Raw genomic sequence first — 25,326 nt, 5'->3', positions numbered from 1 at the left:
TGTTGAGTTAAGGAGCTAGTAGCATGAATGATCAAATAACCCGCCTGGAGCAAGCAAGGGAATATTTGCAAAAATATTACGGTTACCCGGACTTTCGTGAAGGGCAACGAAAAATCGTGGAAAGTATATTAACCGGAGGCGATACGCTGGGTATTATGCCGACGGGGGGCGGGAAATCGATCTGTTATCAGATTCCTGCACTAATTTTTTCTGGACTGACGCTTGTTATTTCACCGCTTATTTCACTGATGAAGGATCAGGTGGACGGGCTTCTTACGATGGGGATCTCAGCGGCTTATATTAATAGCACATTGTCTGGAAAAGAAGTGAATGAACGCATTCGAGCAGCCAAGAGAGGGGAGCTTAAGTTATTGTATGTTGCCCCCGAGCGGCTGGAGCTCGATTGGTTCCGCGAGGAAATGAACAGTCTTGAAATCTCCTGCGTCGCCGTAGACGAAGCGCACTGTGTGTCGCAATGGGGTCATGATTTTCGGACAAGTTATCTTGCAGTATATCCATTCGTAAACGGCCTGCCAAAACGACCGATCGTTGCTGCCTTTACGGCTACGGCAACGCCAGAGGTTATGGATGATATGATCTCATTGCTGCGGTTGAACAAACCTTCTGTCTTCGTTACAGGTCTTGGACGAGATAACCTGGCCATGTCTGTGCTTCGCGGTGAAAACAAACGTGAATATGTGTTGAAATATGCAATGGAGCATTCGCATCAGCCGGGCATTGTGTATGCTGCGACTCGTAAAGAGGTCGATGATCTGTATGAACGACTTCGGGGTTCAGGTATTCCGGCGGGACGTTATCATGCAGGCTTGTCAGACCGTGAGCGTGAGCAGAGCCAGGAAGCGTTCCTTTACGATGATATTCGCGTGATGGTGGCAACGAACGCTTTTGGCATGGGGATCGATAAGTCAAACGTTCGATACGTTATCCATTTTAATATGCCGAAAAATATGGAGGCTTACGTACAGGAGGCAGGCCGTGCAGGACGGGACGGTGAGCCGAGCGAGTGTATCCTGCTCTTTAGTCCTCAGGACATCATGACCCAGAAATTTCTGATCGAGCAGAATCCACAGGATCAGGATCGCAAGCGGAATGAATACCGCAAGCTTCAGCAGATGATAGAGTACTGCTATTCTACGCAGTGTCTCCGTTGGGCCATGCTTGACTATTTTGGCGAGGCTCATGATCATAAGCCCTGTGGCACATGCAGCTCATGCACGGATGAGCGTGAACTGGTAGATATGACTAGAGATGCCCAGATTGTTTTTTCTTGTATCCATCGGATGCGGGAGCGTTTTGGCGTGTCATTAGTATCTTCTGTACTTAAAGGCTCAAAAAACAAAAAGGTACTTCAGTATAACTTCGATCATTTGCCAACCTACGGTATGATGCGAGAGCGTACGGAGAAGGAGATTTCGGAGTTAATCAATACGTTTATTGCGGAGGGATATCTGGCTCTGTCTGAAGGACAGTATCCCATTGTCCGTCTTCAAACGCTTGCGGGAGACGTGTTAAAAGGCCAGCATCAGGTTATGATGCGCGCACCGGAACCTTCTCATTCCAGTGGAGTGGAATCCTCATATAGCAGACGCAGAAGATCAGCATATGACGAGAGTCCGTCGGCCGTTAACGAGACGGTGTTTGAGCAGCTTCGTCTGATTCGCCGCGAATTGGCAGAGAAGGAGCATGTTCCTTCCTACATTATTTTCAATGATGCCACACTGCGTGAAATGAGCGTAGTTTGCCCGACCCGTGAAGCGGATATGCTGAAAATCAAAGGTGTCGGCGAAATGAAGTTCCGTAAATATGGCACAGTTTTTCTCGATTTTTTTCAAAATATGGAGTAGGGTTGTGAACGATGAAAGTTATTGTAGCTACATTAAATGCAAAATATATTCATACTTCTTTGGCGCTGCGGCTGCTTAAGGCATACAGCGGTCAAGAATTTGATATCGATATGGCGGAATATACCATCAAAGACCCTGTCTTGAATATTGTATCTGATTTGTTCAAGCGTAAGCCGGATGTTATCGGTTTTTCCTGTTACATTTGGAACATGGAAGAGACGATTAAAGTTGTGAATATGCTGAAAAAAATAATGCCCGAAACAGCAATCGTGCTCGGCGGGCCGGAAGTGTCCTATGATACCGCATACTGGATGGATCGAATCAAAAATGTTGATTTTATCGTCATGGGAGATGGGGAAGAGACCTTTCATCACTTGCTGCAGGAGTTGTCCGGCGACCGCAAGTTTCATTATGTATTCGGGGCAGCTTATCGAAATGGCGATGAGGTGGTCATTAATCCGCCAAGACCCAAGTCAGACCTTAACAGTCTTCCGTCACCGCATCGTTTCCCCGAGGACTTACCGAATCTCGGCAAAAGAATCATATACTTTGAGACAAGCCGCGGCTGTCCTTTCAATTGCCAATTCTGTCTGTCCAGTATTGAGGTAGGTGTCCGTTACTATGATATTGAACGGGTGAAATCCGATATCACATATCTCATCGATAACGGGGCGAAGACGATAAAATTTTTGGACCGTACATTTAATATTAACCGCAGCTATGCGATGGAAATGTTTGAATTTCTAATACAGAATCATCGCGGCTGTGTATTTCAATTTGAAATCACCGCAGATATTATGCGGCCTGAAGTACTGGATTATTTGGCTGAGAACGCGCCACCAGGCATTTTTCGGTTTGAGATCGGAGTGCAGTCTACAAATGATCCAACTAACGAACTGGTCAAACGTCGTCAGAACTTTACGAAGCTGACCCGTACAGTAATGAAGATTAAGGATAGCGGTAAAATCGATCAGCATTTGGATCTCATTGCCGGTCTTCCTGAAGAGGATTATGCTACTTTTCGGAAAACCTTTAATGACGTGTTTGCCATGAGACCTGAGGAATTGCAGCTAGGATTCCTGAAAATGCTTCGTGGTACAGGGCTTCGGAACGAGGCTGCGAAGTACAATTATATTTACATGGATAATGCCCCGTACGAAATTCTGGGAAATGATGTGATGTCTTTTTCGGATATTGTGCGGTTGAAACGTCTTGAGGATGTGCTTGAAAAGTATTGGAATGACCATCGGATGGACCATACCGTCGAGTACTTGATTACATCGGAATTTGACTCCCCATTTGATTTCTTTCAAGAGTTCGGGGATTTCTGGGAAGAGAGAGGCTGGCAGCGTATTGGGCATCAGCTGGAGGATTTATTCACGCGTCTGAATGACTTTTTGTCTGAACGCGGACTACAGAACCCGGACATTGTGCTTGGACTTATGAAGCTGGATTATTTCCTTGGTCACAAGTACAAGCCACGCAAAGTTTGGTGGGAGGAGAGAATGAGCAAGGATCGGCGTAATTCTTACGTTAAAGGACTGGCAGACGGTGAGCTTGCCTTGCCATCATACTCTAATCTTGATGAGAGAGAGCTCCAAAAATTTGCCGTGGTAGAGGAGATTCCATTTACACTGGGTGAAGGTCGGGAACTCAAGCCGAATCATTCATTGCTAGTTGTGTTATATCAGCAGGAAGAGGATGAACGTCCAAGCTACTACTCTATACCCCTGCCAATTAAGGGAGATGCCGTTCTAACCAATTAATTGCATCGAGGGTAACCTCATCCCGATTAATTTCATTCAGCATTTCATGTCTTCCATCTGGATACAGCTTGATTTCGACATCACAGAGTCCGAGCTGTTCATACCGAAGAATCAAACGGCGCACACCATCACCGTACAATCCGACAGGATCGCTAGCTCCGGAAAAAACGTAGACAGGCTTATCCTTCGGGATTTGCCGCATTTTGTAAGGACGATGGATTTCTTGCAACAGACTAAAAAATTGCTGGAAAAAGCCCGCACTGCACAGGAAGCCGCAGTGTGGGTCTTTTACATACTTATCGACTTCTTCCTGGTCCCTGGAGAGCCAATCAAAGGGAGTATGAACCGGAAGAAACCTTTTGTTGAAATTACCGAATGTAATGGCGTTCAGCAGCAGGCTGCGATGTTCCTCACCCTGAAGTCTGATTTGAAGACGGGCGATCCCTTCACCGATGGATAGCAACGGCCGAGGCCCGTTCGTCCCACTCAGTATAAAGCCTGTGTATAGCTCAGGACGGGAATACATTACTTTTTGAGTTAAAAAGGAGCCCATACTGTGACCCATCAGGAAGAGTGGAAGTTCAGAGTGCTTATCATGAATCATTTCTCCAAGTGTAATAACATCCCTTACCATTCCGTTTAGCCCGTCTTTTCCAGGCCAGCCAAGCTCCTCTTGACTTCCTGCTGTTTTACCGTGGCCTCGATGATCATTGGCATAGACGATGTACCCTGATTGGATCAGAAATTCAGCGAAACGTTCATAGCGCTTTGCCGTTTCCGTCATTCCGTGCGCGATTTGTACGATGCCGCGTAAGGGCAGGGAGTCATCAGAAGGGTACCAGTGATAGACAAATACATGATGCCCTGAATCATTTTGAAATGTAAAAGTAAGCTCCTGCAAGCTTCGGCACTTCCTTTCTCCAGATGGTCTGACTACACGGGTTCCTTTTATTAACACAGCATTGTAAAATCGCTTCTTACACTAAATGGAGAGGTTCAAAAAATTCGATGCGTTCACCGTCAGGACCGTTAAAGAAGAAGAAACGGCCGCCTGTAGCTAAAGAAAGAATTTCAGGACTTAGTCCGGATAATCCAAGATCAGCGATTCGTGCATATTCTTTTTTAATTCCACTTACAGTGAAGGCGATGTGATGAACTCGACCTTCTTTAGCTAAATCAGAGGCTTTTGCTTTCCATATTAGTTCAACTTCCACAGATTCTTGTCCGGGAAAAGTTAAAAAAGCGAGGCGAATATCTTCTCCAACCTCACCAATGGTATGCAAATGCCGGAGTCCAATGACCCGTTCATAAAACTCTATCGAATCCTCCAGTGCAGTTACATATATGCCTACATGCTCAATTTTAGTAATCGCCATTAGTTTTACCTCTCTTTACCTAAATGAAATTTATAATTGATCATTATTTCTTCTCAATCGCTATCAAGTATGGTGCTTCGGGCTTTTGCAGCTGTCTGTATATGAGAGCCTGTCCGAGTGTTGAGGGTAGGGCGGCAGCCCAGGCTTCGACAGCAGATGCTTCAGAGTCCCCTCCTGAATGGCCCGGATAGAGCACCGCAGTTACAATTCCACGGGGGCGAAGCAATGTAATCGCACTATAAAGAGCGACGAGCGTGCTGTCAGTTTGAGTGATGAGCGAATGGTCAGCTCCCTCTGAAGGAAGGTAACCGAGATTGAACATAATTGCGCCAACCTTGCCTTTAATCTCTGATGGTATCGCTTCTTCCATCTCGGAGTGACTTTGCTCTAACAGAGTAACATAGGCCAAATGGCCAGTTTGCTTCTCTGTTTTGCCCTCAATCTGATTTTCCATTTCTCTGTCAAGTCTGGATCTGGTTAATTCCAGCGCTTTCCTTTGGATGTCAAAGGCATATACATGACCGCGACGTCCACAGGTTTTGGCGAGAAACAGCGTATCGGCTCCGGTTCCTGCAGTAGCATCAATCGCAATATCACCGGGCTGTAATCTTTCGCTTATTAATTTATGTGCAAAGCTGAGTACAGAGGGAAATCCCATATTAAAAAGCCCTCCAATACTTTCCTTGCCACGTATCTCGACGTTTCAGCTCATCGTCGATAGCATTCAGCACTTCCCATTTTTTTAAGCTCCACATCGGCCCGACCAGAAGGTCGCGTGGGGCGTCTCCAGTTAAGCGGTGTACAATCATTTCAGGAGGTAGAAACTCAAGAGTATCAACGATGAGCTTCACGTATTCGTCCTTCTCCAGGAATCTCAGGAGACCGGCCTCGTACTGCTTCACCATCGGTGTTTTGCGCATGAGGTGAAGCAGGTGTATTTTGATGCCTTGTACATCCATGTTGGCCACAGCTCGACCTGTATCTAGCATCATCTCATGAGTTTCTTGAGGCAACCCGTAAATGATGTGGGTACACACTCGAATGTTGCGTTTTCGCAGCTTTTCAACTGCATCCAGATAACATTTCGAATCATGGGCTCGGTTAATGAGCTCTGATGTAGATTCATGAATCGTTTGCAGGCCCATTTCTACCCATAAGTAAGTTCGTTCATTTAATTCTGCCAAATAATCAATGACGTCATCCGGCAAGCAATCCGGTCTTGTCGCTATCGAAAGACCAACCACACCTGGTTGCTCGAGAATGGCTTCATAATATTCACGAAGCGTTTCCACCGGAGCATAAGTATTCGTATAAGCTTGAAAATAGCCGATGTATTTAGCATGAGGCCATTTTAGATGCTGTCTGTCACGGATTGTATTGAATTGGGTGATGAGGTCATCGCGGCGGCTGCCTGCAAAGTCACCTGATCCGCGTGCGCTGCAGAAGGTACATCCCCCCTTCGCGATGGAGCCATCCCTATTTGGACAAGTAAAGCCGGCATCAAGCATTACTTTAAACACCTTGTCTCCAAATTCGCGGCGCATTTCCGTGTTCCATGTATGAAATCTTTTATCACCCCAAAGTTTGGGGCTATTTGTTAGTTGTGTATTCATTTGGGCTCCTTCTGTTCATTTAACTAATGTTCAATAAATGTTCATAAAAATTTAAATGATTTGATAAGCAACTGTTTCATGCATATTCTCTTGAATTATTGTATCAAAAATTATTAAAAAAGGGGAATTTAAGCTGGCTTGTTTCTTGCGAATAATGACAAATTATGTTATTTTGAGAGTGATTAAATTTCGTTGGACCCCAATTCCAATATAGATCGAAGAAGGAATCTTTTGACCGTCTCCCCGGCGGCTGGGATTCCTTTTTCATTGTTTCTCTTTACATTTAAGTCGAACTTCGGCACAATATTTCAGTGAATATGATAGTGGAGGAATGACATGCGTTTACGCGGCAGAAAAGGAATCAGGGAGAATCTGGAGCAACAGCAGGATCTTGTTGTGCTGGATCCACGGGAATATAAAGGACGCTGGTCTGAAGTGTTTGGCAACGACCATCCAATCCATGTAGAGCTTGGTATGGGCAAGGGGAAATTTATTAGCGGGATGAGCGTGAAATATCCGGAGTCGAATTTTGTAGGCATGGATATGTACGATGAGTTGATTCGTCGTGGGAGTGAGAAGGTTCGTAATCATTGGCAGGAGCAGTATCAGACGGAGCCTGAAAGTGTTCGTTTGGCGTTAGGGAATATTGAGTCCATTGAGGAATTTTTCGCCCCAGGTGAAATACAGCGGATATATTTAAATTTTAGCGATCCTTGGCCAAAGAAGAAGCACGGGCGTAGAAGGCTGACTCATCCAAGATTTTTAGAAAAATATTGCACATTGCTTAACGATGAAGGTGAGATTCATTTTAAGACAGATTCACGGGATTTATTCCAGTTTTCATTGAATGCTTTTGCTGCTAGTGGACTGCAAATGAGAAATATTTCGCTTAGCTTGCATGGAGAAGGTATTAATGAGGAGCATGTCATGACGGAATACGAGACTAAGTTCGTTGGGCAAGGCATGCCGATTTATCGTTGTGAGGTCGTGATTGGCGAGTCTGCACTAAAACGTTATCATGAACACAAAATGGACGAATTTTAATTGAAAGAGGCCCATCCGCAAAGGGAATGAAGACCTTTGACAGATGGGCCCTTATTAATTTGTGCTGCACGCTATGATCACAGGTTAGCTTGATATTTTGTTATTCTCAAGAATGTCCATAATAGCCTGAGCGCTTTGTAACGGATAGTAGCTTGCGATTTGATCCAGCACTTTCTCTCTTGTACGGGCAACGTCCTCATAATTATCGGTCAACCGCCCAATCCATGTTGAAATATCGTCCAGAGAGCTAATGGGGGTCCCCCAGCCCTGGGAAGTGAAATAATGAGAATTTTCCTCTTCCTGGCCTGGTAAAGGCTTATGAAACAACATCGGGATTGCTTTTGCCAAACCCTCTGTACAGGTCATGCCGCCCGGTTTCGTAATAAGGAGATCGGATACTTCCATCAGTTTATCAATCTCTTTGGTAAAACCGAGAAGATGGATATTGGGATGGATATATTTTGGATCTTTTTTCATTTTCTCAAGCGACTTCTCATTGCTGCCCAGACAGAATATAACCTGTACTTTATCGCTATATGAGGCGAGCAGGGAATTAACAGCCTCGTCCTTCATAAATCCCCAGCCACCGCCCATCACGAGTACGGTAGGCATATTATACAGACCAAATTGATCTCGGATTTCTTCTTTGCTATGTCGTTTCCAAAAGTTGGGATGTACTGGAATTCCGGTAATTCGTATTTTGGACTCTTCTACGCCTCGATCAAGCAAAATATGTTTGACTTGAAGAGTAGACACCAGATAGCAGTTAACTTCCTCACTAATCCATGTTCCATGAGCATCGTAATCAGTAATCACAGTGCATAGAGGCACGTCAAGTCCCAACCGCTTCATGCGCGATATTATAGCGCCCGGTATAGGATGGGTACATACGATAACATCTGGATGAAGTTGAGTGATGATTTCAATTGTACGCGTATAAAATATCCGATGAAGAGCTAGCGTCGTAAATCGGTTTAGAGATTTCTTATAATTGCTTCGATACATCATGCGTACAAGTCGAGGCTGTGAGGATACCGTTTTTTTATAGGCGGTAATAATCAATGGAGCAACTCTTGGATTTAGAAAGCTGCCAAGTTCTATGACCTTTGTTTGGATATGTGGTGCCATTTTGCGTAAACTGCTGGAGAGCGCGTAAGCCGCCTGTGTATGTCCGGCTCCAAACCCCTCAGATAAAAGCAAGACCCTTTGTTTTTGCACGTTAGTTTCACCTTTTCCTGCAAGGTTTTCCTAAGTCTACAATATCCCCTTTACGACCATAATGCAACCGTGGCACATGCCACAGAAGATCCGATTATAGCGCCTGCAAGAGTGTCCGAAGGATAGTGCAAACCTAAGTAGATACGGGATACAGCTACCAGCAGGGCAATAGGGGCCAAAATAATGGCAAGCAATGGCTGTGTCATCATGAATGGCACGGTGACGGAGAAAATAGCTGTAGTATGTCCTGATGGAAAAGAATGATCCGTTAACGGATTACGAAAAGTGTTGGTTCCAGGTAACGTTAAATACGGACGAAGACGTGGATAAGCTTTTTTAGCAGCTGCTACCGGGATATGGCTAAGGGCGAGTGCTACACCGGCCTGAAGACCAGCTCTGCTCCATGGCTGTGGCGTAAAAAACCACATAAAAAGGCAAAAAATTATGGTAAACCATGCTCCACCTAAATGTGTCAAATGATATAACCAAAAATTAAGAGAGCTTCGATGCAAGCGGCCGTTGATTCCCATAAAAATCTGCTGATCTAAAGCTACAAGTTTCCGAAAAAAACGAATCATGAGATCCCTCCGCGCTTGGTTTGGCCGCGAGTTACGGCCTAAATCTGCCTGTATATAGACTTACCGCTAATAAATAGCATGGCATTTTCAGGTTAGACTAATCATATTTTGATTCTATGGTCATTTCAAGAACTGTGGCTTATTTTTTTATTTTCCACAAAGGATGATTCAAATGATAGCAAAAAAGTTTTAAAAAAAATAAGTATTTAAGTAAACTTTTTTGTGCTGATTTTCGTTTATTTATTTATGGAGTGTAAAAATTATTTTGAAATGGGGGATAAAAAAGAGAGGGAATTGAAATAAAAAGTGTAAAAAATGATGAAAATAAGAACTAGCCGCACTGAAAGTAGGATGCGGCGGTGTCGTATGCAGATATAGAGTGTGTTGGGGCGTATTTGCGTCACGCTGGCTTTAAAGCGGTTTTGACAAATCAGTGAAAGTCGTGGAAAATCGTAATGCATGTAAAAAGAAAAGAATGCTTTCGAAAATTTTGAAAAAAAGGGTCAATCAAAAAACTCCAATCTTTAATAAAAACAAAACGTAAAAAGAGAAATGGAGTTAAAAGGGGGTAACACATAGTTATGTTCGATGTAATTTTGATATCATTGCAAGTTGTGCTTGGTATCATTGGATTGTATCAGTTCGGTCTGTCGCTGTTTGGAATGTACAAGAAAAACAACAAGAAGCATTTTGCTCCGGAAAAATCGTTTGCTGTACTGGTAGCTGCGCACAATGAGGAAAAAGTTGTTGGTGCCTTGATGGAAAATCTGGCGCACCTCGAATATCCGAAAGAGCTTTACGATGTATTCGTAATTTGTGATAACTGTACAGATGGTACAGCAGATATTGTTCGTGCCCACGGGATGAATGCTTGTGTGCGTACCAATCCGAATTTAAGAGGTAAGGGCTACGCGATCGAGTGGATGCTGAAGCAATTGTGGAAGATGCCTCGTCAATACGATGCTGTCGTTATGTTCGATGCTGATAACTTGGCTCATCCTGATTTCTTGAAGGAAATGAACAACGATCTATGCTCAGGATCACGTGTTATTCAAGGCTATATCGATACGAAGAACCCTGAGGATTCGTGGATCACTGCTTCGTATGGCATTTCTTACTGGTATTGCAACCGTCTCTGGCAGCTGTCCCGTCACAACCTGAAATTGGCTAACTTTCTTGGTGGAACGGGCATGTGCTTTGAAACAGAGCTTCTCAAAGAAATCGGTTGGGGTGCGACAAGTCTGGTAGAAGATCTGGAGTTCACCATGCGTTGTGTAGAACGGGGAATTTATCCTGCGTTTAACTATGATGCTAAACTGTTCGATGAAAAGCCACTTACGTTCGCGGCCTCAGCACGTCAGCGTCTACGCTGGATGCAAGGGCACTTCACAGTAGCTCGCCGTTATTTTTTTCCGCTGCTGTGGAAGAGTATTAAAGAGCGTAGTCTAGTTAAGCTGGATATGGCTTTGTATGGGGTCAATGTTTACATCGTCCTTATTACGTTTTTGCTGACGGCTCTGATTTGGGTCGATCAAGCACTGCTTGGCGGACCGAATTTTTCAACGCTGTATGCCTATTTCCCATTGTGGGTATCCTTTGTGGCAATCGCAGCGAATGTATTCATTTTCTTGGCAGCTATGGCTTTGGAAAAGGTTAAATTCAAGAAAGTTTATGCTTATCTTATTTTCTTTCCGATCTACCTTATTTCATGGTGGCCAATTACGTTCTATGCGTTCTTCACTCAGAACAACAAGCAGTGGAGTCATACACAGCATACTCGTGTAGTTCGTTTGGAAGAAGTGCAAAGCAAGCAAGGATAGAAACTAAGTGAAAATATTTAAATATATTCACCATGATTTCTTGACACGCTTAGTGTTGATGTGATATATTACCTGAGTATTGCAGTAAGAAGTTTGGATTGCAAGCAGAGGCGCTGGCTTCTCACCTGTCCAACCATAGCGTTGGCTGGTTTTGATCCGATGATTTATGAATGGTATGTTCATGATGAATTGATGATCAATCGGGATGCGGGTGTTAGCCTGCATCCCTTTTTATTTGAACTATGTTGGTCTGGTCGTATGATACAAGATTATTTGGAGGTGGAGGATTATCAGTAAGGAACACATGATCAATGATGAGATACGGGCTAAAGAGGTTCGTTTGGTTGGCGCTGAAGGTGAACAAATCGGAATTACACCGATTCGTGAGGCATTACAAATGGCAATCGATCTGAATTTGGATTTGGTTAACGTGGCTCCGACAGCTAAACCGCCGGTATGCCGTATTATGGATTACGGTAAATTCCGTTACGAACAGCAGAAGAAAGAAAAAGAAGCCCGTAAGAATCAAAAGATAGTGGATATTAAAGAAGTTTGGTTCCGTGCGAATATCGAAGAACATGACTACCAAACGAAATTTCGTAATGTGGTCAAATTTCTTAAAGACGGCGATAAGGTAAAATGTTCTGTCCGCTTCCGCGGTCGTGAAATTACCCATGCCGATATCGGTAAAAAAATCCTGGACCGCGTCAAAGACGAGGTTGCAGATATTTCAACCGTAGAGCGTATTCCTAAATTGGAAGGACGCAGCATGATTATGATTTTGGCACCTAAAAACTAATCACAGCTTATACAAATTTTGAGGGGGAAGTACCATGCCTAAAATGAAAACCCATAGCAGTCTGAAAGACCGCTTCAAAATTACCGGATCTGGTAAAGTAAGACGTTACAAAGCGAATCGCAATCACTTGCTGTCCCATAAGTCCAAACGTGCTAAACGTGTATTGGCTAACAGCCCTGTGGCATATTCCGGTGACGTTAACCGTTTGAAACAGCAACTCGCTAATTTGAAGTAATTATACACAACTTATTGGGAGGTATTTAATATGGCAAGAGTAAAAGGCGGATTCGTTGTTCGTCGTCGTCATAAAAAAGTATTGAAACTGGCTAAAGGTTATTTTGGTTCTAAACACCGTATTTTCAAAACAGCTAACGAGCAAGTAATGAAATCCTTGCTTTACGCATACCGTGATCGTCGTACGAAAAAACGTGATTTCCGCAGATTGTGGATCGTTCGTATCAACGCTGCTGCGCGTTTGAACGGCTTGTCCTATAGCAAATTGATGCATGGCTTGAAATTGGCTGAGGTTAACATCAACCGTAAAATGCTTGCTGATCTTGCAGTTAACGATATCAACGCGTTTAACTCCTTGGCTAACGTAGCTAAAGAGAAAATCAACGCTTAATTTTACAGCAGTATAAGATTAAATAGGAAGCAGTAGCTCGAGGGCACAACTCTCAAGCTACTGTTTTTCTTTATTTTATTTTTTGTAACAATTTGATTATAATTCCTTTAATGGAGGTTTTATTTTTATTAACAAAATGAAAACGGAGTGAATAATGTGCATTTAACAGAGGGTAAGAAACCAGCGGAATCGCAATCAACTGTTGTGCAAGAGCAGAATCAATAAATAAAGATAATTCAGGGGGAAGAAATGAAACTGCTGAAGCCTTTTTTTCTAGTAACCGACATTGGTTTTATTATTTACTGGATAGTTACATTTTTTCATATTATTCCAGATAGTGCAGCATTTAAGGATTACACCAATCCAATAATGATTGCTTGGAACTGGTCGTTTTTTCCTCTTGATATTTTAATCTCGATTACAGGGCTGAGTAGTTTATTTTTATATAGGCAGAAGCGAGAAATATGGAGAGGGTTTGCTCTGATTTCACTTGTACTTACTTTCTGTTCAGGATTACAGGCAATAGCTTTCTGGGCTTATTATAAAGATTTTGATATCTACTGGTGGGGATTTAATGGATATTTACTAATCTATCCGTTATTTTTCATCAAGGGAGTTATGATTCCTAAGAAAGTGTGAAAGACGAGGAATGAAGAGTTTTCAAAAATAGGAGGCATTCCCAAATTGTTGGTGTCTATTCAACATGAACATAGCCATGAGCAATAAACTTTTTCCATAAAAGTTTATTGCTTAAAAACGGGTAAGCGCTTAACATCACATGGAGCGAACATTGCATGATATTTATGACGAAAGTAAGCGTTTTAATATATAAAAATACGAAAATTATTTGACCGGAGGTCATTAATAGTATGGATTTTACTATCATGTATCATGTATAATTTCTTTTGTAAATGTCCATGCAGGGCGTACAAAAAAATAAGGGGGAAATAATCGTCTATGAAGAAAACTTTGAAGCTATCTCTAGTTATGCTGCTCGCTTTTACTATGATTTTGGCGGGTTGTGGAAACAACAAGCCTGCTAACAACTCAGGCTCTTCTACTGAAGGTGGAAGTACGGAAGCAAGTAGTGGAGACAATACTGCATCAACAAAATCTAATGCAAAAATCGGCTTGGTAACTGACATTGGTGGAGTTAATGATAAATCTTTTAACCAATCAGCTTGGGAAGCACTTGAGGCACTAAATAGTGAGTCAGGAATTGAACACAAGTATTTGCAAAGCGGAAGCAGTGCAGATTATATTCCGAATTTGAACCAATTTGTACAAGGTGGATATGATCTGACTTGGGCGATCGGTTTTGATCTGGGTGATGCAACTAAGCAGGTTGCTGATGCTAATCCGAATGCTAAGCTTGCTATTATCGATAGTGTTGTGGATGCACCGAACGTTCAATCTGTAACGTTTGCTGAGAACGAAGGCTCTTTCCTAGTGGGTGTAGTAGCCGGGTTAACAACAAAGACGAATAAAATCGGCTTTATTGGCGGTGCAGAAAGTCCCGTAATCAAACGTTTTGAAGTTGGCTTCATTGCTGGCGTTAAGGCGGCAAATCCTGATGCGACTGTAACACCAACATATGCTGGTGCATACGACAAACCTGATATTGGTAAATCATTGGCTAGCCAATTGTATGACAGCGGCGCAGATATTATTTTCCCTGCTGCAGGACAAACAGGTAACGGGGTATTTAACGAAGCTACTGCCAGAAATAAAGCAGGCGGAGCTACTAAGGTATGGGTTATTGGCGTAGATAAAGACCAATCACTGGAATTTGGTGATGAAGTTACATTGACTTCCATGATGAAACGAGTAGACGTAGCAGTAAAAACAATTACTCAAGAAGTGATTGATGGTAAATTTGAAGGTGGAAAAATTACAACCCTGACTCTGAAGGATGATGGGGTAGGTCTTCCTGAAACATCGAAGGCTAATTTGAGCCAAGAGGTTTTGGATAAAGTTGAAGAATACAAACAAAAAATTATTAGCGGTGAAATTACAGTTCCTGCCGAATAAGATGAATGTAGGTAACAAAACAATGGGCAAGGCCAGTGAAACAGCTGGCCTTGTCTGTTTGACTAATGCAGCTTGTTCCTTAATTTTATCCCAAAACATGATGAGGGTGATTTCATGAGCGCTTCGACACCCGTTGTCGAGTTGAAGCAGATTACAAAACGGTTTCCTGGCATTGTAGCTAACGATTCCATTAGTTTAACGCTGCATAAAGGGGAAATTCATGCTCTGCTCGGTGAAAATGGTGCCGGTAAATCGACTTTGATGAATATTTTGTTCGGTTTATATCAACCGGATGAAGGTTCGATCGAGATCGGTGGAAAACCTGTTAAGATCGATAATCCCAATAAGGCAATCAAGCTTGGGATAGGTATGGTTCATCAGCATTTTAAGCTTGTGCAGCCTTTTACGGTAACTGAAAACATTATTTTAGGCATGGAACCTAAAAAAGGGGTTAATATCGACTATAAATCGGCGTCGGCCCAAGTAGCGAAATTGTCTGAACAGTATGGTCTCCGAGTGAATCCGGATGATAAAATACAGGATATTTCGGTAGGGATGCAGCAACGTGTAGAAATTATGAAAACGTTGTTCCGTGGCGCAGATATTTTAATATTTGACGAGCCTACCGCCGTTCTGACTCCTCAGGAAATAGAAGAGCTGATGGCGATTATGAGACGTCTTGTAGCTGAAGGGAAATCTATTATTTTGATTACCCATAAGTTAAAAGAAATTATGGAAATTTCCGATCGAGTTACGATTATTCGACGCGGCAAAGTAATCGATACTGTAGATACAGATAAGACCAATCCGAACGAACTGGCTGAGAAAATGGTAGGCCGGAGTGTTTCGTTCGAAATTGATAAAACAGAACCTAACATTGGACCTGCTATACTCCAGTTAAACGACGTTAAGATGACGAGTAAAGATGGAGTAGCTTTATTGAATGGGCTTAATCTTGAAGTAAAAGCAGGCGAAATTGTTGGCATAGCCGGAGTTGACGGTAATGGTCAGACAGAGCTGATTGAGGCAATTACAGGCTTGCGTAAAATTGACTCAGGCTCTATTAAAGCTGGTGGCAAGGAAATTGCTAACCTGTCAGCCCGTAAAATTGCTGAAAGTGGAGTTGGTCATATTCCTGAGGACCGCCACAAGCATGGACTTGTGCTCGATTTTTCTGTTAGTGAAAATTTGGTGTTGAAAACATATTATCAAGCACCGTATAGCAAGGGAAGCTTTCTGAATCGTAATGCAATTGATGAACATGCCCAAGAGTTGGTTGGAAAATATGATGTGCGAACACCTGGCATTGAGACGAAGGTTCGCTCCATGTCTGGAGGAAACCAGCAGAAAGCGATTATTGCTCGGGAAATAGAAATGAATCCTGAGCTTCTAATAGCAGCCCAACCTACCCGCGGATTAGACGTGGGTGCTATTGAATCTGTTCATCGGCAGCTAATAGAGCAGAGGGATATGGGAAAAGCCGTACTGCTTGTTTCCTTTGAGCTTCAGGAAATCATGAATGTGTCCGATCGAATCGCCGTTATATTTGAGGGAAGGATCGTTGGTGAAGTGTTACCTCAGAACACCAATGATCAAGAACTCGGTCTAATGATGGCGGGATGCTGGGATCAGGGGGGTCAGCCGGTTGAATAAATGGCGTAAAATCTTTTTGTCAGATAATATTATTGTACCGCTCGTTGCCATCCTGCTCGGGCTGCTGGTCGGTGCTGCAGTTATGTTAATTGGCGGCTATAATCCGATTGATGCGTATCGATTTTTGATTAAACGCGTAGTAGGCACTCCGTATGATTTTGGAGAAACGATTCGTCAGATTACACCGCTAATATTTACTGGGCTTTCGGTTGCATTTGCGTTTCGTTCCGGGTTGTTCAATATCGGCGCCGATGGACAAGTCCTGATAGGGATGACAGCATCTACTGCTGTTGCTCTCTCCTGGTCAGGTCTTCCTTCCTGGCTGCTTGTTCCTTTGTCAGTAATTGCGGGAGGACTGGCAGGTGGATTATGGGCTTCTATTGCTGGTTATCTCAAGGCGAAACGTGGCATAAACGAAGTTATTACGACGATCATGCTAAATTGGACGGCTCTTTATTTTTCTAATTATGTGATTCGACATTTTTATCTATTAAAAGGACAAAATCGTTCAGAGGATATTGGGGCGTCAGCCACTATGACATTCCTGGGGAGTACTTTTAGTAATGCGCGTGTGCATTGGGGTACTGTAATTGCTCTTTTAGCAGCCGTATTTTTCTTTGTGTACTTGTGGAAAACGAAGCAAGGCTACGAGATGCGGGCTGTAGGCTTAAACTCTAAAGCAGCTGAATATGCCGGGATGAACGTAGGCACTAATGTTGTAAAAGCGATGTTTATCAGCGGTGTGTTTGCAGGCCTGGCCGGGACTTTCGAGGTAATCGGTGTTTTCCATTACCAATCGGTATTTGCAGCTTCACCAGGTTATGGATTTGATGGTATCGCGGTTGCACTATTAGGTATGAATCATCCTTTTGGTGTTGTATTATCTGCGATTTTATATGGTGTACTCACTTATGGTTCAGCAGGTATGAGCTTCGGAGCTGGGGTTCCTCCAGAACTGATCAAGATTGTGATTGGATCGATCATATTTTTTATTGCTGCGCAAGGCATCGTTCGCTTTGTGCTCAAGCCGTTCTACCTCAAGCGCAAGAAAGAGAAGGTGATGTAAGATGGACGTTCTTACGCTGCTTGGGCAATTGCTCAATTCAACGCTTGTATTTTCTACTGCACTGATCTTCTCGGCGCTTGGCGGAATTTTCTCGGAAAAATCCGGTGTAATAAATATCGGACTGGAAGGCCTGATGATCTTTGGTGCATTTGCGGCTGGTGTGGGTACATACTACGCACAGGAAGCCGGGATGGGTAACTGGTCACCATGGATCGGTATAATTGCTGCAATTATAGTTGGTGTTCTGGGTTCTCTCATTCATGCCGTCGCAGCCATAACCTTTAAGGCTGATCAGACCATTAGCGGTATCGTAATCAACTTTTTAGCGGCAGGTCTAACAGTATATATTGTTAAGTTGCTGTTTGAAGGATCTGCCGAGACACCGTTAATTCATGCTTTTCAGAAAAAAGCGATACCTTTGCTTCGCGATATTCCGGTAATTGGAGAAGGTTTCTTCAATGCCTATCCAACGACTTATTTGGCTTTAATTCTTGTTGCACTATCCTACTTTGTTTTGTTCAAAACACCGTTTGGTCTTCGCTTGCGATCAGTAGGCGAATACCCTGGAGCAGCTGATACACTTGGTGTTAACGTAACACGAATGCGTTATATAGGAGTGCTGATAAGTGGTGCTCTTGCTGGAATTGGCGGAGCCACAATTACACTTACGACGACAAGCACATTCGCACACAATACGATTTCCGGGCAAGGCTATATTGCGATCGCTGCAATGATTTTTGGAAAATGGAATCCGGTTGGTGCGCTTGGCGCTGCAATGTTTTTTGGATTTTCTCAGGCGATACGAAATTATGTTCAATTGTTCGAATGGTCGAAGAGTATTCCGCAGGAATTTATTTTCATGATCCCATACGTGTTAACAATTATTGTACTTGTTAGCGCGGTTGGTCGTTCAGCGGCTCCTTCAGCCCTTGGTACGTCATATGATCCTGGCAAGAGGTAAGTAAAACCGACTAAAACACCGTTAGAGTGATTCGCTCTAGCGGTGTTTTTACATTCATTTGACCAGTCGTGTTAGCCCTTTTTCCGGGATCAAGGCGATGGTGCAAGCAGAGATCTTTACAAGTGAATATGTTGGGATGTACACACAATAGTCGATTCATACGGTTCGGGAAGAGGGTACTCAAGGCTATACGAATATTCTGATAGGAGGAGGCTACCATGAATAAAACGGTGACGAAGAGAGAGGCCCAGAAATGGCTCGGAAAATCTATTACGGCCTACAAAAAGGACGGTAGCATTGTTACGGGTAAGTTGGTTAAAATTAGCGGTAATCGGTTGATTGTTCGTCAGAGTTCCGGTAAAAAGGTGAAGACTAAAGCGATTATTCCTCTCGTCTTGTTTGATTTACTCGCTATTGGGACAGCACCTTATGGCTATGGATATGGTGGCGGATATGGTGGTGGTTATGGGTATGGTGGATATCCGTACGGCTATGGTTACCCACCTTATGGGGGCTTTTGGTAAGTCATAAGTACTAAGTTCTGGCATTCCTAATGACGAATTAACAGCCCCTTTTCCAATTCATGGCACTGAGATAGCTGGATATAGCGCTTAGTTTGATATCCAAGCTTTCTGTAAAACATGTGGGCCTTTGTATTTTCGCGGTCCACCATAACTTTGGATCGTTTGCAGCCGCGCGAACCGGCAAAATTCTCAGCATGAGCCATAAGAGTCTTGCCGTGACATTTGCGTCGGTGCGCGGGGGCAACGGCCATCATATCGATGTATAACAATTCTCCATGAACCATAAAATGAATGAAAGCCACAGGATCTGCCTCGTAATAAGGTGAAGCCACCAGCGTGACGCCGCGCGATAGCCTCTTGGGCAAATCATGAAGCACCGAATTTAATTCCTTCGGCGGAAGATGCGAAAATGGAACAAGCTCCTTATGAATTAATTCATAAATAATGGGATCATCCTGTTTTGGTCTTCTGTAGCGGATCATTTGCTAGTGCTCCTCCTTACTGCAAGTAAAATTGGGCGTTTCCTTTGTATCATATGAAAGTGGTGTAAGGAAGTGTTCCAAACATAAATGCTGAGAGTATAGAACAGGTTAATAATACATAATCTTAAAGGTAGCCAGGTAATAGAGGAGTAACGGAAGAATACTTGTTAGAACAAGGACTTAAAGTCGCTTTTGATACAAAATTATTTGCTGCTTTAAAGAGATAAAATTAAAAGGGTATTGACTCTGAATGTGAGTAATCATATAATGTTCCTAAACATTTTTTCGTTAATAGTGCATCGGCGATGAAGAGGACGAAGGTTTAAGGGCTCTTTGCTCAGAGAGTGGATGGATTTGCTGAGACCACCCACCGTTACCCCTTAAATGCGAGCTCACCTCGGAGCTGTTTTCCTGAAAAGCTGCAAGTGATCCGCGGAAGAACTTGCGTGTAAGCTTAGTAGGGGGAATCGTTAGATCCGCGTTAGGGATCACGGGTAGAAGGCATAGCTATGCCTATACTCGTCAAGGCTTGATACTGTGAAGTATCGGGTAAAAATGGGTGGTACCACGGAGGATTCAAACCTTTCGTCCCTCGGAATAGGAGACTATTCCGGCGGACGGAAGGTTTTTTTGTTGCATATTCACAAGTATTAACCTAATTTTTGGAAGGAGGATGACTGATGAGCGCGCAAATTCCAGCAGTGCGGTCTACAGAACAATTACGTGAGAAATGGATGAAACCTGAAGTCATTTCAGGTTCGGAAATCTTACTTCGCAGTTTGCTTTTGGAAGGTGTCGAATGTGTCTTCGGTTATCCGGGAGGCGCGGTACTTTATATTTACGACGCGTTATACGGTTTTACTGATTTTAAACATTTACTGACAAGACACGAGCAAGGAGCTATTCACGCAGCGGACGGTTATGCACGTTCCACCGGTAAAGTGGGTGTGTGTATTGCTACTTCCGGACCGGGAGCTACGAATACAGTAACCGGGATCGCTACAGCATATATGGATTCAGTTCCACTGGTTGTCATTACAGGTAACGTTGTATCGAGCTTGATCGGTACAGATGCTTTCCAGGAAGCTGATATCACGGGGATTACGATGCCAGTTACGAAACACAGCTATTTGGTAAGAAATGTTGAGGAACTCCCTCGTGTGATCCATGAAGCATTCCATATCGCCAACACTGGCCGTAAGGGTCCGGTTCTGATCGATATTCCAAAAGACGTATCGGCAAACAAAACTTTGTTCGAGCCTTCCCAGTCGATTAATCTTCGCGGATATCATCCTACGGTAGTACCTAATCGTTTGCAGCTTGATAAGCTCGCAGCGGCGATTAAAGAAGCTAAGCAACCTGTAATTATCGCTGGTGGCGGAGTTATTTATTCCGGCGGGCACGAAGCTCTTCTCGAATTCGTTAACAGGACGGAAATTCCAATTACTACAACGTTGCTTGGACTAGGCGCATTCCCAAGCGGACATGAGCTGTGGATGGGTATGCCGGGTATGCACGGAACTTATACGGCTAACCAATCCATTCAGAACGCAGACTTGCTAATTAATATCGGGGCACGGTTTGATGATCGTGTAACAGGACGACTCGACGGATTTGCTCCGTTAGCGAAGGTTGCTCATATCGATATCGATCCTGCTGAAATCGGCAAGAACGTGGAAGCTGACATTCCGATCGTTGGAGACGTGAAGACGGTTCTTGAGATGTTAAATCCGCTAGTTTCTAGAACGGATAAAGCTGATGAATGGAGAGCCAAAATCATTCAATCGAGCAAAGAAAAGCCGTTTAAATACAAAGATTCAGATACTGTGCTTAAGCCACAATGGGTTATCGAGCTGCTGAATGATACGACAAACGGTGATGCTATCGTATCGACTGACGTTGGCCAACACCAAATGTGGGCTGCTCAATATTACAAATTCAGCCAACCTCGCTCTTGGATCACCTCTGGCGGTCTTGGTACAATGGGCTTTGGTTTCCCGGCAGCGATCGGTGCACAAATGGCACATCCGGATCGACTTGTTATTTCTATCAATGGTGATGGCGGTATGCAAATGTGTGCTCAAGAGCTTGCTATTTGCGCCATTAACAATATTCCGGTAAAAGTAGTTGTTATAAACAACCAAGTGCTTGGTATGGTACGACAATGGCAAGAATTGATCTATGACAATCGTTATAGCCATATTGATCTCGAAGGCAGTCCTGATTTCGTCAAATTGGCGGAAGCATACGGTGTTAAGGGGCTGCGTGCTACGAACAAGGAAGAGGCTAAGCAGGCTTGGAAAGAAGCGCTTGAGACTCCTGGACCGGTTCTGGTGGAATTCGTGGTTGACAAAGGGGAAAACGTATATCCGATGGTTACCCAAGGCTCCACCATTGATCAAATGTTGATGGGGGACGATGAATAATGATGAAAAGCCATACTATAGCGGTATTAGTCAATGACCAACCTGGCGTATTGCAACGCGTGTCCGGCCTGTTTGGCCGGCGCGGCTTCAATATCGAGAGTATTACGGTTGGACAGTCGGAAGAAGATGGATTGTCCCGTATGGTCATTGTGACCCGTGGCGATGACAAAACATTGGAACAAATTGAGAAGCAGTTATATAAGCTAATCGATGTTATTAAGGTCGTAAATCTAAGCTCTAAGCCAATGGTTGGACGCGAGCTGGCGTTGATTAAAGTTAAATCAGAGCCTGCAGAACGTCCGGAAATTATGGGTGTTGTAGATACGTTCCGTGCTGCCGTTGTCGACATCGGCACGAACAGCATGATTGTACAAGTTGTAGGTGACAGCGAAAAGATTGACGCTATGATCGAACTCTTACATCCATATGGAATTAAAGAATTGTCCCGTACCGGTGTTACAGCTATGATTAGAGGGAACGCATAAACAGTAATTTTATTATTTTCCTTCCGCCTAGGATGGCGGGGGTTTGAGAGGATAACAAATCCGTTGTCCTTTGAAACACCCGCTAATCAGGCGGAGGGCATTAATACAATAGGGACCTTAAGCAGTCCCATATATTATTAGGAGGGCTTTAAAAATGGCAGTTACTTTGTACTATGAACAAGATGCAGAACTTAGCGTATTAAAAGGTAAAACAATCGCAATTATCGGTTATGGTAGCCAAGGCCATGCTCATGCTCAAAACTTGCGTGATAGCGGATTGAACGTAATTATCGGTCTTCGTGAAGGTAAATCCTTCAACAAAGCAAAAGAAGATGGCTTCGAAGTGTTGTCCGTAGCAGAAGCTACAAAACGCGCTGATGTAGTTCAAATCTTGATGCCAGACGAAACTCAAGCTGCTGTATACAACAGCGAAATCGCTCCGAACTTGAAAAAAGGTGCAGCACTTCTTTTCGCACACGGCTTTAACGTTCATTTTGGACAAATCGTTCCACCTGCTGAAAATGACGTTTTGCTCGTTGCTCCTAAATCTCCAGGTCACATGGTTCGCCGTACTTATGAAGAAGGTTTCGGGGTTCCAGGCTTGATTGCAATCCATCAAGATGCTACTGGCAAAGCTAAAGAAATCGGTCTTGCATATGCAAAAGGTATCGGCTGTACTCGTGCAGGGGTTATCGAAACTTCATTCCGTGAAGAAACTGAAACTGACCTGTTTGGTGAGCAAGCCGTACTTTGTGGTGGTGTAAGTGCATTGATCAAGGCTGGCTTCGAAACTTTGACAGAAGCTGGATATGCTCCTGAAATGGCATACTTCGAGTGCTTGCATGAACTCAAGCTCATCGTTGACCTGATCTATGAAGGTGGACTGGCTACTATGCGTGATTCCATCTCCAACACTGCAGAATACGGTGACTATGTAACAGGACCACGCGTGGTAACTGAAGAAACTAAAAAAGCTATGAAAGCAGTATTGTCTGATATTCAACAAGGTAAATTTGCACGTGACTTCATCCTGGAAAACCAATCCAACCGTGCATTCCTGACAGCTACTCGCCGTAACGAAGCTAATCACCCAATCGAAGTGGTTGGTAAAGAGCTGCGTGGCCTTATGCACTGGATCAAAAAATAATAGAATTTCACATACAACAAGATACACGTCATGAGTATTGTTATGATGATGCAATGTTGCTGAAGCTGATGCTTTAGGGCAGTGCGGAACTAAAGAGTCTTCCCAATGCGGCCGTGCATATAGCGTGAGCCGCATTGGGAGTTTTTTAGGTAGTTCAGTCAGGGGGTGTAGTTATGCGTAAAATTTATATTTTCGATACGACGTTACGCGATGGGGAACAATCTCCTGGGGTCAATCTGAACACTCGGGAAAAACTCGAAATCGCCTATCAGCTAGAGAAATTAGGAGTAGACCGAATTGAAGCGGGATTTCCAGCTGCTTCCCCAGGTGATCTGGCGGCAGTAAATGCTGTAGCTCGTGCAGTTAAGAATTCTACGGTAATCGGCTTGTCGCGTTCGCGTACACAAGATATCGATGCTGTTCGGGAAGCTCTTCAAGGAGCAGAGGACCCTTGTATTCATCTATTTCTTGCGACAAGTCCGATTCATCGGAAATATAAGCTCAAAATGGAAAAAGAGCAGGTACTGGAAACAGCTCAGGCTGCTCTCCGTTATGCACGGCAATATTTTTCCAAAATTGAGTTCTCTTGTGAAGATGCTGGACGCACAGAAATTGATTTTCTGTGTGAAATGACTGCTATGGCGATTCGTGAAGGAGCTACGGTTGTTAACATTCCTGATACAGTAGGGTATTTATATCCTCAGGAGTATGGAAATATCTTCAAAACTTTGAAGGAAAAAGTTCCTGGAATTGAGAAAATTCAGCTTAGTGCACATTGCCATGATGATTTAGGTATGGCTACTGCGAACTCATTGGCAGCGATTGTTGGAGGAGCTGACCAAATCGAAGGTACGATTAATGGAATTGGTGAACGTGCGGGCAACACAGCACTTGAGGAAGTGGCGTTGGCGCTTGAGACTCGTAACGATCTTTTTGGGGCCAAGACGACGCTTGAACTAACTGAAATCGCACGTACCAGCAGATTGGTAAGCCGTTTGACAGGTATGGTTGTTCCGGGTAACAAGGCGATTGTGGGAGCTAACGCTTTTGCGCATGAATCTGGTATTCACCAGGACGGTATGCTTAAGGAAAAGACAACCTACGAGATCATGTCTCCTGAGACGATCGGTCTTAAAGAGAGCAAATTAGTACTAGGTAAGCATTCAGGGCGTCATGCATTCCGCGAGAAGCTTGTTGAGATGGGTTATACTCTGGAAGATGAAGGTCTCAATGAAGCTTTTGCCAAATTTAAAGTTCTTGCTGATAAGAAAAAGGATGTTACTGACGAGGATCTGCTCTCCATCGTAGAGGAGAAAATCGTTGATCAACAGCAATCATTTGCTTTGGAGACGATTTACGTTTCGTATGGTAATGAATCGACGCCATCTGCGAAAGTTCGTATTCTGACAGCTGAAGGTGAGAAGCTGGAAGAAGAAGCAGAGGGGAACGGCTCGGTAGACGCTATTTACAATGCAATTGATCGGGCAACAGGTGAAGAAGTGAAGCTTGCCGATTATTCGATTAAATCTGTGAGTCATGGTAAAGATGCTCAAGGCGAGGTTCATGTTGTTCTTTCTCAGAACGGTTTGTCCGTACAAGGACGAGGACTGAGCACTGATATTCTCGAAGCAAGCGCACGTGCGTACGTAGATGCGTTGAACCGTCTTATCGAGAAGCGAAACTTGCAAGCAGCTAAATAATGATCCAAATTCATTTAGACAGAATTTTCTTTCCACATCCAATTGTGGGATGAAGATTCTGTCTTTTTTATTTGTCATGACTATTTTTCAGCATATTTGGTCACCTTACCAATGATCAGAATTAGTGAAATGGATTTTCATATAAAA

The 25,326-nt window shown here is 43.5% G+C and carries 25 protein-coding genes; 18 read left to right on the top strand and 7 right to left on the bottom strand.

The features are described from left to right. Positions 1–23 precede the first annotated feature (23 nt). On the top strand, positions 24–1,865 hold the full coding sequence (recQ, locus tag BLS49_RS15515; RefSeq protein ID WP_091232394.1) for a DNA helicase RecQ: 1,842 nt from the start codon (positions 24–26) through the stop codon (positions 1,863–1,865). Between the two features lie 11 nt (positions 1,866–1,876). Beyond that, positions 1,877–3,631 carry a B12-binding domain-containing radical SAM protein gene (locus BLS49_RS15510; protein WP_091232391.1) on the top strand — a complete coding sequence of 585 codons (1,755 nt, stop codon included), beginning with the start codon at positions 1,877–1,879 and terminating at the stop codon, positions 3,629–3,631. Here the strand turns inward: BLS49_RS15510 and BLS49_RS15505 are convergent. The 4 genes from BLS49_RS15505 to mnmL all read right to left on the bottom strand — a co-directional run bounded on the left by BLS49_RS15505 (position 3,603) and on the right by mnmL (position 6,620). Then, a complete protein-coding gene (locus BLS49_RS15505; RefSeq protein WP_091232388.1) occupies positions 3,603–4,532 on the bottom strand; it encodes an alpha/beta hydrolase in 930 nt (309 codons plus the stop codon). The genes BLS49_RS15510 and BLS49_RS15505 overlap by 29 nt on opposite strands. Positions 4,533–4,608: 76 nt before the next feature. Then, positions 4,609–5,007, bottom strand: coding sequence for a VOC family protein (locus BLS49_RS15500; protein WP_091232383.1), 399 nt, complete (start codon positions 5,005–5,007; stop codon positions 4,609–4,611). Between the two features lie 43 nt (positions 5,008–5,050). Then, positions 5,051–5,665, bottom strand: coding sequence for a tRNA 5-(aminomethyl)-2-thiouridylate-methyltransferase MnmM (gene mnmM / locus BLS49_RS15495; RefSeq protein ID WP_091232377.1), 615 nt, complete (start codon positions 5,663–5,665; stop codon positions 5,051–5,053). A 1-nt stretch (position 5,666) separates the two neighbouring features. Beyond that, the gene (mnmL, locus tag BLS49_RS15490; RefSeq protein ID WP_091232374.1) at positions 5,667–6,620 is read right to left on the bottom strand and encodes a tRNA modification radical SAM protein MnmL/YtqA; all 954 of its coding nucleotides are present in this window, start codon (positions 6,618–6,620) and stop codon (positions 5,667–5,669) included. A gap of 336 nt (positions 6,621–6,956) precedes the next feature. Between mnmL and trmB the strand changes: the two genes are divergently transcribed. Then, positions 6,957–7,664 (top strand): tRNA (guanosine(46)-N7)-methyltransferase TrmB, encoded by a 708-nt coding sequence (gene trmB / locus BLS49_RS15485; RefSeq protein WP_091232370.1) that lies wholly within the window; start codon positions 6,957–6,959, stop codon positions 7,662–7,664. A gap of 84 nt (positions 7,665–7,748) precedes the next feature. Here the strand turns inward: trmB and BLS49_RS15480 are convergent, their stop codons facing one another. Both BLS49_RS15480 and BLS49_RS15475 read right to left on the bottom strand, forming a co-directional pair. Beyond that, positions 7,749–8,882 carry an MGDG synthase family glycosyltransferase gene (locus tag BLS49_RS15480; RefSeq protein WP_091232367.1) on the bottom strand — a complete coding sequence of 378 codons (1,134 nt, stop codon included), beginning with the start codon at positions 8,880–8,882 and terminating at the stop codon, positions 7,749–7,751. Between the two features lie 50 nt (positions 8,883–8,932). Beyond that, the gene (locus BLS49_RS15475) at positions 8,933–9,460 is read right to left on the bottom strand and encodes a phosphatase PAP2 family protein (RefSeq protein WP_091232363.1); all 528 of its coding nucleotides are present in this window, start codon (positions 9,458–9,460) and stop codon (positions 8,933–8,935) included. A 581-nt stretch (positions 9,461–10,041) separates the two neighbouring features. Here BLS49_RS15475 and BLS49_RS15470 point away from each other — a divergent pair. From BLS49_RS15470 to BLS49_RS15425, 11 genes are all read left to right on the top strand, one after another. Then, positions 10,042–11,280, top strand: coding sequence for a glycosyltransferase family 2 protein (locus BLS49_RS15470; RefSeq protein ID WP_091232360.1), 1,239 nt, complete (start codon positions 10,042–10,044; stop codon positions 11,278–11,280). 93 nt (positions 11,281–11,373) lie between these two features. Then, on the top strand, positions 11,374–11,577 hold the full coding sequence (locus BLS49_RS24575) for a hypothetical protein (protein WP_139173145.1): 204 nt from the start codon (positions 11,374–11,376) through the stop codon (positions 11,575–11,577). Between the two features lie 7 nt (positions 11,578–11,584). Then, a complete protein-coding gene (gene infC, locus BLS49_RS15465) occupies positions 11,585–12,079 on the top strand; it encodes a translation initiation factor IF-3 (RefSeq protein WP_139173144.1) in 495 nt (164 codons plus the stop codon). A gap of 34 nt (positions 12,080–12,113) precedes the next feature. Beyond that, the gene (gene rpmI, locus BLS49_RS15460; RefSeq protein ID WP_091232353.1) at positions 12,114–12,314 is read left to right on the top strand and encodes a 50S ribosomal protein L35; all 201 of its coding nucleotides are present in this window, start codon (positions 12,114–12,116) and stop codon (positions 12,312–12,314) included. 30 nt (positions 12,315–12,344) lie between these two features. Then, entirely contained in the window at positions 12,345–12,704 is a 360-nt protein-coding gene (gene rplT / locus BLS49_RS15455; RefSeq protein WP_091232350.1) for a 50S ribosomal protein L20, read from the top strand. Positions 12,705–12,953: 249 nt separating this feature from the next. After that, positions 12,954–13,343: a YvaD family protein gene (locus tag BLS49_RS15450; protein ID WP_091232346.1), complete on the top strand. Its 390-nt coding sequence runs from the start codon at positions 12,954–12,956 to the stop codon at positions 13,341–13,343. 318 nt (positions 13,344–13,661) lie between these two features. Next, entirely contained in the window at positions 13,662–14,735 is a 1,074-nt protein-coding gene (locus tag BLS49_RS15445) for a BMP family lipoprotein (protein ID WP_091232343.1), read from the top strand. A 114-nt stretch (positions 14,736–14,849) separates the two neighbouring features. Next, positions 14,850–16,388 (top strand): ABC transporter ATP-binding protein, encoded by a 1,539-nt coding sequence (locus BLS49_RS15440; RefSeq protein WP_091232340.1) that lies wholly within the window; start codon positions 14,850–14,852, stop codon positions 16,386–16,388. Beyond that, complete coding sequence (locus BLS49_RS15435) at positions 16,381–17,454, top strand: ABC transporter permease (RefSeq protein WP_091232337.1); 1,074 nt, start codon at positions 16,381–16,383, stop codon at positions 17,452–17,454. Before BLS49_RS15440 ends, BLS49_RS15435 begins: the two co-directional genes overlap by 8 nt. A 1-nt stretch (position 17,455) precedes the next feature. Next, positions 17,456–18,415 carry an ABC transporter permease gene (locus BLS49_RS15430; protein ID WP_091232333.1) on the top strand — a complete coding sequence of 320 codons (960 nt, stop codon included), beginning with the start codon at positions 17,456–17,458 and terminating at the stop codon, positions 18,413–18,415. A 218-nt stretch (positions 18,416–18,633) separates the two neighbouring features. Continuing rightward, positions 18,634–18,939: a hypothetical protein gene (locus tag BLS49_RS15425; RefSeq protein ID WP_091232330.1), complete on the top strand. Its 306-nt coding sequence runs from the start codon at positions 18,634–18,636 to the stop codon at positions 18,937–18,939. A gap of 26 nt (positions 18,940–18,965) precedes the next feature. On the opposite strand, the gene BLS49_RS15420 is transcribed toward BLS49_RS15425, so the two are convergent. Continuing rightward, positions 18,966–19,421 (bottom strand): GNAT family N-acetyltransferase, encoded by a 456-nt coding sequence (locus tag BLS49_RS15420; protein ID WP_091232328.1) that lies wholly within the window; start codon positions 19,419–19,421, stop codon positions 18,966–18,968. A 680-nt stretch (positions 19,422–20,101) separates the two neighbouring features. On the opposite strand from BLS49_RS15420, the gene ilvB reads away from it, so the two are divergent. The 4 genes from ilvB to BLS49_RS15400 all read left to right on the top strand — a co-directional run bounded on the left by ilvB (position 20,102) and on the right by BLS49_RS15400 (position 25,179). Beyond that, positions 20,102–21,847 carry a biosynthetic-type acetolactate synthase large subunit gene (gene ilvB / locus BLS49_RS15415; protein WP_091232325.1) on the top strand — a complete coding sequence of 582 codons (1,746 nt, stop codon included), beginning with the start codon at positions 20,102–20,104 and terminating at the stop codon, positions 21,845–21,847. Beyond that, the gene (gene ilvN / locus BLS49_RS15410) at positions 21,847–22,332 is read left to right on the top strand and encodes an acetolactate synthase small subunit (protein ID WP_091232322.1); all 486 of its coding nucleotides are present in this window, start codon (positions 21,847–21,849) and stop codon (positions 22,330–22,332) included. Before ilvB ends, ilvN begins: the two co-directional genes overlap by 1 nt. Before the next feature lie 154 nt (positions 22,333–22,486). Next, positions 22,487–23,479, top strand: a complete 993-nt coding sequence (gene ilvC / locus BLS49_RS15405) for a ketol-acid reductoisomerase (protein ID WP_091232320.1) — start codon at positions 22,487–22,489, stop codon at positions 23,477–23,479. A 173-nt stretch (positions 23,480–23,652) separates the two neighbouring features. Beyond that, positions 23,653–25,179 (top strand): 2-isopropylmalate synthase, encoded by a 1,527-nt coding sequence (locus tag BLS49_RS15400; RefSeq protein ID WP_091232318.1) that lies wholly within the window; start codon positions 23,653–23,655, stop codon positions 25,177–25,179. Positions 25,180–25,326: the final 147 nt, after the last annotated feature.

The sequence above is a fragment of the Fontibacillus panacisegetis genome (assembly GCF_900102215.1).
Lineage (GTDB): Bacteria > Bacillota > Bacilli > Paenibacillales > Paenibacillaceae > Fontibacillus > Fontibacillus panacisegetis.
This window is presented reverse-complemented; position numbering and strand designations above follow the sequence as displayed.

Bases quoted from the DNA above. Each gene is read 5' to 3' on its own strand.
- rpmI (WP_091232353.1), top strand. From the start codon at position 12,114: ATGCCTAAAATGAAAACCCATAGCAGTCTGAAAGACCGCTTCAAAATT.
- BLS49_RS15445 (WP_091232343.1), top strand. From the start codon at position 13,662: ATGAAGAAAACTTTGAAGCTATCTCTAGTTATGCTGCTCGCTTTTACT.
- infC (WP_139173144.1), top strand. From the start codon at position 11,585: ATGATCAATGATGAGATACGGGCTAAAGAGGTTCGTTTGGTTGGCGCT.
- BLS49_RS15500 (WP_091232383.1), bottom strand. From the start codon at position 5,007: ATGGCGATTACTAAAATTGAGCATGTAGGCATATATGTAACTGCACTG.
- BLS49_RS15450 (WP_091232346.1), top strand. From the start codon at position 12,954: ATGAAACTGCTGAAGCCTTTTTTTCTAGTAACCGACATTGGTTTTATT.
- BLS49_RS15420 (WP_091232328.1), bottom strand. From the start codon at position 19,421: ATGATCCGCTACAGAAGACCAAAACAGGATGATCCCATTATTTATGAA.
- BLS49_RS15475 (WP_091232363.1), bottom strand. From the start codon at position 9,460: ATGATTCGTTTTTTTCGGAAACTTGTAGCTTTAGATCAGCAGATTTTT.
- rplT (WP_091232350.1), top strand. From the start codon at position 12,345: ATGGCAAGAGTAAAAGGCGGATTCGTTGTTCGTCGTCGTCATAAAAAA.
- BLS49_RS15470 (WP_091232360.1), top strand. From the start codon at position 10,042: ATGTTCGATGTAATTTTGATATCATTGCAAGTTGTGCTTGGTATCATT.
- BLS49_RS15400 (WP_091232318.1), top strand. From the start codon at position 23,653: ATGCGTAAAATTTATATTTTCGATACGACGTTACGCGATGGGGAACAA.
- BLS49_RS15425 (WP_091232330.1), top strand. From the start codon at position 18,634: ATGAATAAAACGGTGACGAAGAGAGAGGCCCAGAAATGGCTCGGAAAA.
- BLS49_RS15510 (WP_091232391.1), top strand. From the start codon at position 1,877: ATGAAAGTTATTGTAGCTACATTAAATGCAAAATATATTCATACTTCT.
- mnmM (WP_091232377.1), bottom strand. From the start codon at position 5,665: ATGGGATTTCCCTCTGTACTCAGCTTTGCACATAAATTAATAAGCGAA.
- ilvC (WP_091232320.1), top strand. From the start codon at position 22,487: ATGGCAGTTACTTTGTACTATGAACAAGATGCAGAACTTAGCGTATTA.
- BLS49_RS15430 (WP_091232333.1), top strand. From the start codon at position 17,456: ATGGACGTTCTTACGCTGCTTGGGCAATTGCTCAATTCAACGCTTGTA.
- trmB (WP_091232370.1), top strand. From the start codon at position 6,957: ATGCGTTTACGCGGCAGAAAAGGAATCAGGGAGAATCTGGAGCAACAG.
- ilvN (WP_091232322.1), top strand. From the start codon at position 21,847: ATGATGAAAAGCCATACTATAGCGGTATTAGTCAATGACCAACCTGGC.
- BLS49_RS15440 (WP_091232340.1), top strand. From the start codon at position 14,850: ATGAGCGCTTCGACACCCGTTGTCGAGTTGAAGCAGATTACAAAACGG.
- mnmL (WP_091232374.1), bottom strand. From the start codon at position 6,620: ATGAATACACAACTAACAAATAGCCCCAAACTTTGGGGTGATAAAAGA.
- ilvB (WP_091232325.1), top strand. From the start codon at position 20,102: ATGAGCGCGCAAATTCCAGCAGTGCGGTCTACAGAACAATTACGTGAG.
- recQ (WP_091232394.1), top strand. From the start codon at position 24: ATGAATGATCAAATAACCCGCCTGGAGCAAGCAAGGGAATATTTGCAA.